Below are 12,737 nucleotides of genomic sequence, written 5' to 3' on the forward strand. Positions count from 1 at the left end.
GCCGACGGAGACGTGACGAGTCAGCAGGACACTTCCGGCGCCGCCTCGTCGGTACCCGCCGCCTCGTCGGTACCCGTCGCCTCGTTCGGGCCCGTCGCCTCGTCCGTACCGACCGCCGAGCGCCATCGTGCACTGCTGATGCGGTACGCAGGCCGGCTGACCAACGGGGACTTCCACCGGGCGGAGGACATCGTCCAGGAGACCCTGCTGCGCGCCTGGCGGCGGCCGCCGGACACCGACCCGGGAGACGACGAACGGCTGCTGGCCTGGCTCTACACGGTGGCCCGCAACCTGTCCGTCGACATGTACCGCCGGGACCGCGCGGTGCCGGTGGGCGTCCAACCGCTTCAGCTGCTCGACCGTTCGACGGACGGCGACCTGGCCGACCAGGTGGTGAACCGCCAGGCGGTCCGCACCGCGCTCACCCGGCTGTCGGAGGAGCACCGGGAGGTCATCGCCCTGGTCCACCTCGGCGACCGGTCCGGCGACGAGGCCGCACAGGAGATCGGGGTCCCGCGCGGCACCGTCAAGTCCCGTACGCACTACGCCCTGCGGGCCCTGCGACGGGAGCTGGCGGCGTGACCGGCGTGGACCCGGTCCGGTGGATCTCCGACCACCACCAGGCCGTCGTCCGGTGGGCCCTGGTGGCCGGTGCGGCCCTGCTGCTCCTCCTGCTCGTCCGGTACGCCGCGATGCGGCTCGGCGGCCGGCCGGCGGCCGCCGTGCTCGAACGGCCGCCTGCCGTCAGCGCGGCGGGCGCAGCCCCTCCAGCAGGATGTCGAGGTAGAGCTCCCGGCGGGCTTCGTCGCAGTCGCCGGAGCGCAGCGCGTGCTCGATGCCGCAGAGCAGCCGGCGTACGTCGCCGGGCCCGAGGTCGCGCCGGACGGCGCCGGTCAGGAGGGCGCGGTCGAGCAGCTGCGCCACGGCCCGGTCCAGCTCGGCCTTCAGGGCCGCCGTCTCCGGTTCGGTGTCACTGGCGGACTCCAGCACGGAGGCGAAACCGGTGTCCTCCAGTGCGCGGGCGAGGGTGTACCGCAACAGTCGGTGCAGGCCGGCCAGGGCGTCCTCGTCGTCGGCCGCGGCCCGGGCCTCGGCCACCAGCTCCCGGAACCGCTCGGCCGACAGCGCCTCCATCAGCGCGAGGCGGTTGGGGAAGTGCCGGTACACGGTTCCCACGCCCACACCGGCGAGCTTGGCGATGGCGTTCAGCTGGAGCGAGTCGTCGCCGGCGGCCAGCTGCTCGCGGGCGACCTGCAGCACCCGGGCGCGGTTGCGTGCGGCATCCGCCCTCAGGACGGGCACCTGCGCGGCTCTCGACGTCATCGTCCCAGCATAATCGGCCCCTGCCCCGCCCGGCGGCGAACGCCGACCCCGACGAACCGCCCGTCGCCCCGGCCCTGGTGCCCGATCGGCAGGACGCCGGGACCGGTGGACCGGCGCACCGGCCCACCGGCGCACCGGCCCACCGGCGAACCGGCCGGGCCGCTTCACGGCCCGGCCGCAGGCCCTCCCGGTGCCGGCTCCGGGAGGGCCCGCGGACGGGCCCCCGGTCAGCCGCCGTCCGCGGAACGTTGCCCGGGGACGGACCGGCCCCGGTCGTGCTGCAGTGCGCGGAGGTCGGCGAACATCCCCGGCGCTGCGGCCAGCTCGTCGAAGCTGCCCTCCTGGATCACCCGGCCGTGGTCGAGCACCACGATCCGGTGCGCGACCCGGGTGTTCTCCAGGTTGTGGGTGACCAGCACGGTGGCGCAGTTCCTGGCGATCTCGGCGAGCCCGGTGAAGATCCGGTGCTCGGCGCGCGGGTCCATCGCGCTGGTCGGCTCGTCCAGGATCAGCAGCGTCCCGCTGCGCGCCCGGTGGAACGCGGCGGCGGTGACCACCCGCTGCCACTGGCCCTCGCTGATCTCGGCGCCGCCCCAGAACTCCTTGGCCAGCAGGGTGCCCAGGCCGCCGTCCAGCTCGGCGATCACCTCGTCGGCGCCGGTGGCGGCCGCGGCCTGCAGCACGGCCTCGTCACCGTCCTCGCAGGGCTGTCCCAGGGTGATGTTCTGCCGCACGGTCAGCGGCCAATGCGAGAAGTCCTGCTGCACCAGCGCCGTCTGCCGCCACAGCAGGTCCGGGTCCATCACGCGGGTGGAGACGCCGTCCCAGGTCACGTCCCCGCCGTCGGGCAGGGTGAGGCCGCACAGCAGCTTCATCAGCGTGGACTTCGCCGCCCCGTTGACCCCGACCACCGCGACGATCTCGCCCCGGCGGACGCGGAAGTCCACCCCGCGCAGGGCGACCCGGTCCGAGTTCGGGTACGCGAAGGTGACGTCCTTCGCCTCGATCACCGACGTGGCCGGCGGCGGAGCGGCGACGCCCCGGTCGAGTCGCTGCGCGCGGGCCATCCCGGTGAACTTCTGCCAGTCCCCGACGTACAGCCCGGTGCGGTGGACGGCCGCCGAGTAGTTCGCAGCCGCGTGCAGATCGGCGGCGGCCGAGCGCAGTGCGATGACCGCCGTACCGGCCGAGGCGAACGTGACGTGGCCGTTGGCGAGGAGCCAGGCCAGGCCACCCCAGACCAGGAACGCCCCGGCGCCGGACGCGACCGCACCGTAGAGACCGAGCACCGCGCTGCGCTGCGCCGCGGTGTCCGTGGCGTCGGTGACCTTGGCGGCGGCCCGCCGGTAGATCCTCAGCAGGAACGGCGCGAGCGTGTTGGAGCGGATCTCGGCCGCCGAGCGGCGGTCGCACAGGTACCAGCGCAGGACGTTCGCCGCGCGGGTCGCGCCGAAGGTCGCCATCATCGCCCGGTAGAAGGCGTTGGCCGCCGCCGTCCGTGCGAGGGCCTGCGGGATCACCGCGACCACGAGCAGCGGGAGCAGCACGGGGTGGATCGTGGCGATCACGACGCCGGCCGCCGCCAGGTTGGCGGTGTAGCCGATGACGTCGCGGGTCTGCGAGAGCAGGTCCCGGGTGGCACCGGCGCCGCGGTCGCCCGCGTCCCAGGCGGCCTGGAACCTCGGGTTGTCGTAGGCGACGACCTCGGCGCGGGTGGCGGCGTCGATCAGCTCCAGTTCGGCGGCCCGCGCGATCTTCGGACCGATCCGCTCGGCGGCCCACTCGCTCGCGATGCGCAGCAGGGCGGCGGTCCCGGCCATCGCGGCGAGGAACGCCACGGACGGGATCGAGCGGGTCAGGCGGTCGGCGACGGAGCCGTTGCCGGCCACCAGCTGGGTGATCATGCCGGTGGTGGCCAACAGGCCGAACGCCTGGGCCGCGGCCGACGCCACCGCGCAGCCGAGGAGCACGACCAGGGCGCGCCGGTCGGCCTGCCGCCCGAGACGCAGTGCCAGGACGAGCAGCCTGGGGAGGGCGCGGGCGGTGGCCCGCAGGGTGGTCTTGCTGCCGTCGATGATCTCGGCGTCGCTGCCCGGGGGCTGCCACTCCATCATCGCGGAGTCGTCGGTGCCGTCTGTGCGGTCTGTGCCGTCGGCTGTTGCGGCGGTGGCGTTCAAGCGGCGGCCTCCCCGGTGAGTGACCGCTCGGCCAGGCGCTGCAGGTGCTCCTCGAAGAGCGCCCGGGGGTCGGCGCCGGTGCGGGCGACGAAGATCAGGGCGGTGACGGCGAGGTCGCACGCCTCCGCCCGGGCGTCCTCCCAGGTGTGCGAGAAGCCCTTGCGCGGGTTCATCCCGAGCGCCCCGAGGACGGCCTCGGCGAGCTCTCCGGACTCCTCGGCGGCCTTGAGGGCCTGTCCCAGGAGCGCCTGCTCGCGAGGCGCGCTGGATAGTGAACTCAGCTTATCTGCAAGGGAGTTGATGATGCTCCAGGGGTCATCCATGGCGCTGCATCCTGCCCCTGTTCGATCGGGCCGTTCAACCCGGGCGGTTCCGGGCGAGCCTCGGCCGAAGGGTCGGTTTTCGATTCCCGGCCACCGCCCACTGCTTCCCGGCCGTCGACGGGCGGCCACGGCCGGCCGCGCCGTGCGCCTGTTGCAGCGCGGCGGCGCTGTCGCGGGTGGAGCCGCTCGCAGACACCCCCTGGGCCGGGCGGCGGCCGTCTCAGCCCCCGGGGCGGGGATTCCCTCATCAGAAGGACCGACCGGCGCGGCGGCTGGCGAATGCCGCGGATCCGGAGTCAGGGGTCCGGGCCGCCGCAGCTCAGTCTCGCTCGCCCGCGTGCTCGCCGGCCTCCAGCTCCCGCAGCCGCTCGGCCGCGTGCAGGGCGGCCTCCCGTGCTCGGGCCGCCTCGTCGTCGGCTGTACGGGTCTCCGCCCGGGTGGTCCGGACGTGTTCCTCGGCCCGGGCGAGGTCTTCTCCTGCACGCGTGTCGCGTCGCTGCGCGTCGGTGAGCGCCGCCCGCGCCCGGTCGACCTCGCCCTGGGCCCGTTGCCGGACCGCTTCGGCGGCACCCAGCGCGCGTCCGGCCGCATCACGGCGGCCGGCCGCCTCGCGTGCTTCCCGCTCCGTCCCGGCCACGTCCTGGCGGGCCCGCTCCAGCGCGCGCTCGCGCGCCCGGGCCTCCTCGCGCCGCCGCTTCTGCCCGGCCGCCGACTGCTTCGCCGGCCTGTCCGCCCTCCTCCCGGCAGCTGTCCCTCGGGCGGGGCCCTCCGTACCCGCGCCCCCCGGCGCGCCGGGCGCGGCCCCGGGCCAGAGCACCGGCTCCAGGGGAGCGGTCAGCCGGCCCCGCGCCAGCGCCTGTGCGGCGTTCAGGTCCACGAGCGCGGCGCTCAGCGTCCGCTCCAGGTCGGTGACAGCGTCGGCCCCCAGTGGGTGCCCGGCCTGCGCCGCGTCTCGCCGGGCCTGCTCGGTCAGCGCCCGTACCAGCCGCCGGCGCTGGTCGGTGAGGGCGCGCAGCTGCTCGCCGGCGAGGTGTTCCTGGGCGTCCCGCAGCGCCTGCCCCAGCTCCAGCAACTGCTCCACCAGGCCGCCGTGGTGGTGGACGAGGAGGTTGGCTGCCCACGCCGCCAGGGTCGGCCGGCGCAGCGCCCGGACCTGCTTCGCGAGCTGGGGGGCGGCCTTCTTGAGCCGGTCGGCATGGCCGTTGCGGGCGGCTGTGAAGTCACCGGGGGCGAGGGTGTAGAGCTCGTCCGCGATCCGGTCGAGGTCGGGAGTGCTGGCCATCGTCTCGCTTCCGCGTCAGGCCGGGCGCCGGACGGGCCGCGGCGCGGCGGCGCCGCCCGGCGGCCCCCGCACCGCCAGCCTCGCCGCCCACGCGCCGCCCCGCACGCGCTGCTGCGCCGACCGACGCGCCGGCCGGCCTCCGGCCTCCGCGGCGGCGGGTTTGCGTCCGCCGAGGCCCGCGCGACAGGATCAGCCGGTGTTCGAACTGCTCCCCGGCGCCGGGGTCGTCCTGCCCGGCCGCGCGGGCGTGCTGCGCTTCGGCCTGGACGAGCGGGCCACCGGCCGTGCCCTGGCCACGCTGGACGACGCCCGAGCGGTCCCGATGCTGGACGCCACCTGGGCCCGCCACGGCGACGTCGAACTGACAGCCTGCTCGAACGAGATCGACTTCGAGGCCTCCGAGCCCACCGAACTGCTGCTACGCACCGTCGTGCTGAGCCGCACCCGGCCAGCCTCCTGCGGGCTGGGCGCCACCCCGGTCGTCCTCGACGGCATCGACCTGTTCGGCCACCCCGCCACCGACGTCCAGGACGCCCTGGGCCGCGATCTCCCTCCGGGCCTCTGGCTCGAACTCCCACCCCACCGCGGCTACCTGACGGCCGCCCGCCTCCGCGTCGTGGGCGGGTGAGTGGCGAGACCGGCCGGACGCGGGGTGCCCCGGAATCCGCGGGTGCCGGCCGAGAACACCGTCTCGGGCGAAGGCCTGTCCCGTAATTGATCTTCGGGGCGGTCGAGAGACAGTTCGCCGGCTGCCGGCGCTTGGTAAACGCGGCCTGGAGGAGGTCGTGCAGGCGGGCGATTTCGAGCATGGCGTGGTGGACGCCGTCGCCCTTGCGGCGGCAGTCTCGCAGGATCTTCCAGGCCCATCAGGCAGGCCGGCGGCGCCGGTAGTAGGCCCAGGCAAGAGCCAGGACGATCGGACCCCACAGCAGCGCCGGGCTGATGCACACCCGGGCCAGGGCCATCCACCATCCGTTGCTGAACCCCACCTCGGGGACGATGCCCGCCCAGGCGAGCGGCATGAGGCCGAACATCGCCACCAGGGCCAGGCCGCCCAGGACCGCCGGGATCAGGGCGGCGGGAGGGGGCACCCGACGGCCGCCGACCAACGGGATCCAGCGCGGGAACAGCTCTCCCCAGCCGGCCACCAGCCCAGTGGTCAGCAGACACAGCGCCTCGGTGAGCACACTGAGCCCGACGACGTAGGCCGGCGCCCACCAAGGCAGCTGCGGGCGGCGCGGCTCGACCGTGCCCATCGTGAAGCCGACGGCGAACGGGAGCCGCCACAGGCAGTGCGGCAGCACGATGAACGGGAGAGCCTTGGCCAGCCTCAGGGCCCAAACGGGGACGGGACGCTCGGTGTCGCCGAGCGGAAGGGCGAGACGTGTGATCGGCATGACCCCACCGTTGCCGAACCCCAACGACAGTGCGTCAGCCACACGCACGATCACGATCCCCCACGAGAGCTACCCTCCGCCGTCCTGGCCGGCCGTCGGCAGAATCAGGGCAGCCCGGTCGGAGATCAATTACAGGACAGCCCGGAGTTGATCACTATGCGGCATTCGTCGATGGAGGCCCAGAGAGAGACGCTGCGCCTGCGGGATACCCGCTTGTCGTCGGCTCCGATGATCTCCGCCGTGGCAGGCAGGTGGATGGACATCTCAAGTTCTTGTCGACTCAGGAACGGTCTCAAATCGAAGCGTTCGGCCAATGGGTCGATGATGTCGATACGTCTTAGGTTTGGCGAGTTTGCAAGTGCTCCAATATCCCGTATTCCGCTGCCCTTTGCATCATGGCGGGCGACGAGCCCGAGCCATTGGAATGGTGGTACCACCTGAAGCCCTAGGCGTGTCAGCTGCGGCATTCGAGCGATTTCCGCAATGTTCTCGATGGACCCTGAGACGGTCACCTCCAGATCTCTCAGATTCGGCAGGTTGAAGGGGGCGGATATGAGGTCGGCGTTTGTGTAGCCGAGAATCTTGAGCGTTTGCAGATCTGGCATCCGAGGGAATCCGGGCCAGTCTCCAGAATATGATTGGCACTCTAGTCTGAGTTGGTTGAGTCGCATTCCTGCGAGACTTCCGACATCGGCCTTGTCGAGCTCATAGCGAATAGCAACTTGGCGTAGTCCCGGGCATCCTTGCAGGGCCGCAAAGGTGAATGCTCCGTTAGCGTATGAGATATCCAGGTCGACCAGCCCAGGGTTTTGTGACAGCCAGCCGGAGTTCGATATCAGGCAAAGGACGGACAATTTCCTGAGCTCCGTGGCGTACCTCAGCGCAGGGAGCAGATCTTCAGAACCCACGCTGATCTCGCGCCAGGCCGTCGGATTCGCGGCGACGACAGTCCGGCCGTACTCCTCTGCGTCGAACGAATCCCAGGAACGGGCCAGCTCGCGCTGAACCGTCAGGCGGCTGTCGCGGGCGAAGGCGGCGATCAGCTGTAGTGCGGCGTCGCCGCCCACGGTGGTTGCCGTCCGGATCGTGGCGGCGGCCTCGGCTGCAGTCATCTTGGACCTCGGTAGGAGGGGGATGACCATTTCGCCCGCTGCAGCCAGAGCCTTCGCGTCGGACATGCGACGGGGAGGCAGCAGTTCCTTCGTGGCCGCCCTGACGCGCTCGTAGACATCCGGATCGAGCTCACCCGCAGTATCGAGGCATGCCGCAGCCAGGAGGTGCAACGTGCTTCGAGTCGATGGGTTTGCGTCCCCTCGGTCGAGGAGGTCACCGAGGAGTTTGGACCTCTCCTCGGGCCTGGCGTGGCCCGCCGCCATGACCACGACTTGGTGCCATTGGTCGAGGTGGGCATTGGCGACCAGAAGGCCGAGATCGTTCCGCTCGACGATGCGTCCGGCCGCCAGGTACTCCTGGAAGGTCCGGTGCACGAAGTCGACACGATGGGCCGCGGGCCTGCGTAGGCAGCCGCTTCGCGTCAGCAGGTATTCGTGCACTTCGCGCGGGGCGGCTCGCACTCTGGGCATCGACTTCAGCGAGATCTTGACCTGCTCGACGGCCTCGTCCTCGGAGGAATCCGAGGCGCCGTTGCGCATCAGCCAGTACGCGAAGTCTCCCAGGATCGACTTCTTCTGCGAGTCGCCCAGGTGGGGAATCTCCGGATAGTCGAGCCTGCGCTCACGGTCGCGGCGCAGCAGGAGCATGTTCAGTGCGGCGCTGTACACCTCCATGCGATTCTGGGGCAGCCGGGCATTACGGTCTCGGTTCAACGTGCAGAGCAGCGCGCACATCAACGGGTTGGAGGCCAGGCGTGCGAGTTGTCTTTCCGCTCTTATCCGCCCCAGCAAGTCGCGCTCCAGCATGTGCAGGGCTTCGGACTCCGTCTGGTCTGGCTCCGCTCTGCTGGCAGCCTGGTGCCAGTGCCGGATGAAGGCCTCCACGTCGGCCTTGCTCATGGGGAGCATGTCGAGTGCGCTGAAGCCGAGCTCGCTCAGCCAGTCGCTCTCTGCCGCAGCTGGGCGAGAGGTGATCAGGTAGAACGACTTGTCATAGGTGTCGACGAGATCCTGGAGCCACTCCCGGACCTCTACTCGCTGTTTCGCGGGAATCTCGTCCACGCCGTCGATCAGCACCAGCCCCCGGCCGGCATCGAGGATCCGGTTGACCCATCCCCGGGGCATCTCGCCGGCAAGGATGGTTCCGACTTCGGGAAAGAACTCGTTCGCCTGAGGGAGCGTTCCATTGGCGAACCTCCGGAGCGGAAGGACGAACGGCACGAGTGTGTTCCATTCGGACAGTTCCTCGTCGAGATGGTGTCTGGCCGCACTGACCGAAAGCCATTGCATCAACGTCGTCTTTCCGGAGCCGGCGTCCCCTCGGATCAATACGCGTTTGAAGTTGCAGATCGCTGTCTCCGCGCGCAGCCCGGAGACGGCTGCGGCGGAACGTGAACGCTGGACAGGCTGATCCGCCTCGGCCGCGGCCAGACTGAGCGTGATGTAGGCGGTCGTCAGGTCGTAGGTGCGTTTGCTTGGATCCGCCAGGTCCACGCCGAAGATCTCCAGACTGTCCAGTCGGTCCGCCACGAGTCCGAGATACCTGGCCTCGAAGTCCAGATCGGCGACTGCGGTCCCGGTCTCCAGCAGTGTGTAGACGTGTGCCACGGCCTCGGCGACGCCGCGAATGCGTTTGAGCTGCTCCAGTTCGATGCGCGCGGCGAACGTGGGCCACGTCGTGACGAACTGGACGATGTGCAGGCTCAGCTGGCGGATGATGAGCTCGTAGTAGTCGGTTCCCACGTGCGACAGGTCAGCCTGGCGTAGGACGGGTTCGGCGGACTGCTGGACCTGCTGTCGGTACGACTCCGGATCGAGGTCGACCTCCCAGATGTCGACCTTCGTCGATACGAACGCCTCGCACGCGGCTTCCTGGGCGCGTTCCCTCTCGTTGTCCGACAGACTGACGAATTCCCGTTGAGCAAGCTCGGTGAGAGGGCCTTCCAGCGACTTCGCCAGCCAGTTGACATCTTCGGCTTCGATCTTCTTGGGCTTGGTCAGGCGCAGACGTGGCCGTCGAGGGTTGGAGACCAAGCCGGCACCCGGGCCCGGGACCGTCGCTCCGAGAACGGACCTCACCCCCGCGCTCAGCACGGCCCCCGCGATCTTCGATGCCACTAACTCAATGGCTGCCATGGTGGTCACCTGGCTTCGGACAGGAGGCAGCGGCCCGCTTGTTCGTCCACTGTCCGGCCTACCACAGCCGACAGTTTGCCGCTAGAGGGCTGCCGTCTCTCGCCGGCCTCCCCATGGCCGGGCCGGCACCACGCGTCAGAGTGAGACGCGGGCTTCGATGCCGTCGAGGAGGAAGTCGAGGCCGGCCCGGAAGGTCTGGTCGGCGTCCAGGTGGGGGCCGTCGCGGACGACCGTGGCCAGCGCGGGGAACCGGCCCGTCGCGAAGGTCCGCTCCAGGTAGGGCCCGAAGGCGGCCTGCCACTGCTTCTTGTCCATCCCGGTGGCCCGCTCGGCGCGCCGCTCGGTGATCTCCCGGCGTACCGCGCCGATCACGTACGCGTTGACCGCGGAGATCGCCGGCACGGCGGTGTCCAGGTCGACGCCGCCCATCGCGGCCACCACGGCTTCCCCGCTCGCCAGCGTGTTCGGCCCGAGCTGCGGTCGCCCGCCGATCAGGTCGGCGAACCATTCGTGCCGGTGAGCGGCCTGCCGGGTGGCTTCGGCAAGAGAGTGCAGCACCTCTCGCCAGCCGTCCCCGGTCGGCCGGATCTCGGCGTGGACCGCATCGACCATCAGGTCGAGCAACTCGTCCTTGGTGGCGATGTAGCCGTACAGCCGCATCGGCCCGGCGTTCAGCGCGGCGGCGACCTTGCGCAGTGACACCGCCTCCAGGCCGTCCGCGTCGGCCAGCCGGATCGACTCCCGTACGATCCGCTCGCGGCTCAGCGGGGCCGGCGACGGTCGATCCAGCGGCTCCGGCCGCTCCCACACCAACATGCCGCCGACAATACATCGTCAGTGATACGGTGCCATCGGGGAATACAGTGTATCGATCGATACGGTGAATCGGGGGAACTCATGACCATCGCCATCGTCGGAGCCGGACTGGGCGGCCTGGCTCTCGCCCGCGTGCTGCACATGAACGGCATCGACGCCGTCGTCCACGAACGTGAATCGTCCCGCGGCGCACGCAGCCAGGGCGGCATGCTCGACCTGCACTCCGGGACCGGGCAGCAGGCGATGCGCACGGCCGGCCTGATCGACGAGTTCCACGCGATCGCCCGTCGTGCGGGCCAGGACCTGCGCCTTCTGGAGCCGGACGGCACCCTGCTGCTGCAGGAGGACACGCCCGACGACGCCCCGCTCGACCGGCCCGAGGTCGACCGCGCCGATCTGCGCAACCTGCTGCTGGACTCGCTTCCTCAAGGCACGGTGCGCTGGGGAAGCGCGTTCGAATCCGCCGACAACGGCCTGCTGCACTTCGCCGACGGCAGCAGTGGGACCTATGACCTGCTGGTCGGCGCCGACGGCGCGAACTCCCGCGTCCGCGCGCTGCTCACCGACGCCCGGCCGGTGCACACCGGCCAGAACGTCGTCGAGCTCGGCATTCCGGACATCGACCGCACCCACCCCGACCTCGCGGCGATGGTCGGGCGCGGCAACTTCTGGGTGCTCGGCAACGGACAGTCCCTGTCGGCGCAGCGCAACGGCGACGGCTGCGTGCGCATCTACCTCAGCTTCCACAACACCGCCGAGGACTGGTTCGCCACGAGCGGGATCCCGTTCGACGATCCGGCCGCGGCCCGGGAGCGGCTGCTCGACCTGTTCGACGGCTGGGACTCGCGGGTCACCGCACTGATCGCAGCCGGCGGCGACACGATCGTGCCGCGGTCGATCACCACGCTCCCGGTCGGCCTGACCTGGCAGTCGACGCCGGGCGTCACGCTGCTCGGCGATGCCGCGCACCTGATGCCGCCGGTGGGGCAGGGCGCCAACATGGCGCTGCTGGACGGCGCCCTGCTCGGTCTGGCGCTCGCCGCGCACCCGCAGGACCATCTCGCCGCCGTCCGGGAATACGAACGCGAGATGTTCGAACGCACCAGTGCTGCCGGCCGGCAGTCCGCCTACGTCCAGGGGATCCTGTCGTCGCCGGACGCCGGCCGCAGGATGCTCGGGTTCTTCCAACCGGCGTGAAGGCAACCGCATTCGGCGACACGTCAGGCCCGGGGAGGGGCTCCGCTCAGATCGCCGGAGCGGTCGCCGGGGCCCGGGTGGTGGCGGAGAGGAGAGCTTCGCGCGGTACGCGCGCCCCGGTGGCCAGGGCGCGGCCCACCGGATAGGCGTGCGCGCCAGCCGGGAGGTGGCCGGGGCGGCCGCTCAGCACCACGTCGATGGAGCCGAGGCGGCTCCCCGTCTCCCCGTCACGGTTCGTTCGCCGCAGGACCTGGCGGGCAACCGCTTCCGCGCTGTCGTACAAAGCGGTTCCGGCGGGCAGGCTCTGCAGAATCTCCGGAGCCACGAGGGGGTAGTGCGTGCATCCGAGCACCACGGCGTCGCAATTCCGGGGGGTCCGTTCGGCTGCATCGGCGATCGCCTCCGCTGCGGCAGCCGTGTCACCGTGGTCGATCGCCTCGGCCAGGCCCGGGCACGCGATCTGCGCGACCGGCATACCGTTCGCGAAGTCCGCGATCAGACGCTCCTGGTACGCACTTGCGGTGGTCCGTTCGGTCGCCCACACGGCGAGGTTCTGACCGGTTGCCGCGGCCGGCTTGATGGCCGGGACGGTTCCGATCACGGGAATGCGCGGCTCGAAGGTCTCGCGCAGGACGTCGATCGCAGTGACGGTGGCGGTGTTGCAGGGGACCACGATGGCCTTGGCGCCGCGCTGAACGGCCAGGTGGGCGGCAGCGAGCAGGCGGTCCGTGACGAAGGAGGCCGTCTTCGGACCCCAAGGTGCGCCCTCGGGATCCAGGAGCAGAAGCAGATCGACTTCGGGAGCAAGATGCCGAAGCCAGCCGGCGGTCGAGAGGAGGCCGAAACCGGAGTCGATCAATGCCACTGTCATGCGGTCAACGTATCAGTCGGATTTTCGGCGCAGACCGTACCGAGATCTGTGCCGGTCTCCTCTCCGCCGATCGGACTTCCACAAGTTCGTCACAAGAGCGTCG

11 protein-coding genes and 1 pseudogene are annotated in these 12,737 nt (G+C 71.0%); 3 read left to right on the forward strand and 9 right to left on the reverse strand.

Annotation, left to right across the window (positions count from 1 at the left end):
* Positions 1-12 precede the first annotated feature (12 nt).
* Entirely contained in the window at positions 13-582 is a 570-nt protein-coding gene (locus tag ACIPSC_RS31560) for a sigma-70 family RNA polymerase sigma factor (protein ID WP_400830755.1), read from the forward strand.
* A gap of 162 nt (positions 583-744) precedes the next feature.
* Here the strand turns inward: ACIPSC_RS31560 and ACIPSC_RS31565 are convergent, their stop codons facing one another.
* From ACIPSC_RS31565 to ACIPSC_RS31580, 4 genes are all read right to left on the reverse strand, one after another.
* The gene (locus ACIPSC_RS31565; protein WP_400830758.1) at positions 745-1,323 is read right to left on the reverse strand and encodes a TetR/AcrR family transcriptional regulator; all 579 of its coding nucleotides are present in this window, start codon (positions 1,321-1,323) and stop codon (positions 745-747) included.
* A gap of 227 nt (positions 1,324-1,550) precedes the next feature.
* Positions 1,551-3,500, reverse strand: a complete 1,950-nt coding sequence (locus ACIPSC_RS31570) for an ATP-binding cassette domain-containing protein (RefSeq protein WP_400830761.1) — start codon at positions 3,498-3,500, stop codon at positions 1,551-1,553.
* Positions 3,497-3,823: a MazG-like family protein gene (locus ACIPSC_RS31575; RefSeq protein ID WP_400830763.1), complete on the reverse strand. Its 327-nt coding sequence runs from the start codon at positions 3,821-3,823 to the stop codon at positions 3,497-3,499. Before ACIPSC_RS31575 ends, ACIPSC_RS31570 begins: the two co-directional genes overlap by 4 nt.
* A 319-nt stretch (positions 3,824-4,142) precedes the next feature.
* A complete protein-coding gene (locus tag ACIPSC_RS31580; protein ID WP_400830766.1) occupies positions 4,143-5,105 on the reverse strand; it encodes a hypothetical protein in 963 nt (320 codons plus the stop codon).
* Positions 5,106-5,301: 196 nt separating this feature from the next.
* On the opposite strand from ACIPSC_RS31580, the gene ACIPSC_RS31585 reads away from it, so the two are divergent.
* Positions 5,302-5,733 (forward strand): hypothetical protein, encoded by a 432-nt coding sequence (locus ACIPSC_RS31585; RefSeq protein ID WP_400830768.1) that lies wholly within the window; start codon positions 5,302-5,304, stop codon positions 5,731-5,733.
* 142 nt (positions 5,734-5,875) lie between these two features.
* Here ACIPSC_RS31585 and ACIPSC_RS31590 read toward each other — a convergent pair.
* From ACIPSC_RS31590 to ACIPSC_RS31605, 4 genes and pseudogenes are all read right to left on the reverse strand, one after another.
* A pseudogene (locus ACIPSC_RS31590) lies at positions 5,876-5,965 on the reverse strand (IS5/IS1182 family transposase); the annotation flags it as partial.
* A 6-nt stretch (positions 5,966-5,971) separates the two neighbouring features.
* Positions 5,972-6,502: a hypothetical protein gene (locus ACIPSC_RS31595; protein WP_400830770.1), complete on the reverse strand. Its 531-nt coding sequence runs from the start codon at positions 6,500-6,502 to the stop codon at positions 5,972-5,974.
* Positions 6,503-6,627: 125 nt separating this feature from the next.
* The gene (locus ACIPSC_RS31600; RefSeq protein WP_400830774.1) at positions 6,628-9,750 is read right to left on the reverse strand and encodes an NACHT domain-containing protein; all 3,123 of its coding nucleotides are present in this window, start codon (positions 9,748-9,750) and stop codon (positions 6,628-6,630) included.
* A gap of 135 nt (positions 9,751-9,885) precedes the next feature.
* Positions 9,886-10,566, reverse strand: a complete 681-nt coding sequence (locus ACIPSC_RS31605) for a TetR/AcrR family transcriptional regulator (protein ID WP_400830776.1) — start codon at positions 10,564-10,566, stop codon at positions 9,886-9,888.
* Positions 10,567-10,647: 81 nt separating this feature from the next.
* Between ACIPSC_RS31605 and ACIPSC_RS31610 the strand changes: the two genes are divergently transcribed.
* Positions 10,648-11,763 carry an FAD-dependent oxidoreductase gene (locus tag ACIPSC_RS31610; protein ID WP_400830779.1) on the forward strand — a complete coding sequence of 372 codons (1,116 nt, stop codon included), beginning with the start codon at positions 10,648-10,650 and terminating at the stop codon, positions 11,761-11,763.
* Between the two features lie 46 nt (positions 11,764-11,809).
* Here the strand turns inward: ACIPSC_RS31610 and ACIPSC_RS31615 are convergent, their stop codons facing one another.
* Positions 11,810-12,634, reverse strand: coding sequence for a glutamate racemase (locus ACIPSC_RS31615; protein WP_400830782.1), 825 nt, complete (start codon positions 12,632-12,634; stop codon positions 11,810-11,812).
* Positions 12,635-12,737 lie beyond the last annotated feature (103 nt).

It is taken from the genome of Kitasatospora sp. NPDC090091, from assembly GCF_044747365.1.
Taxonomy (GTDB): Bacteria; Actinomycetota; Actinomycetes; order Streptomycetales; family Streptomycetaceae; genus Kitasatospora.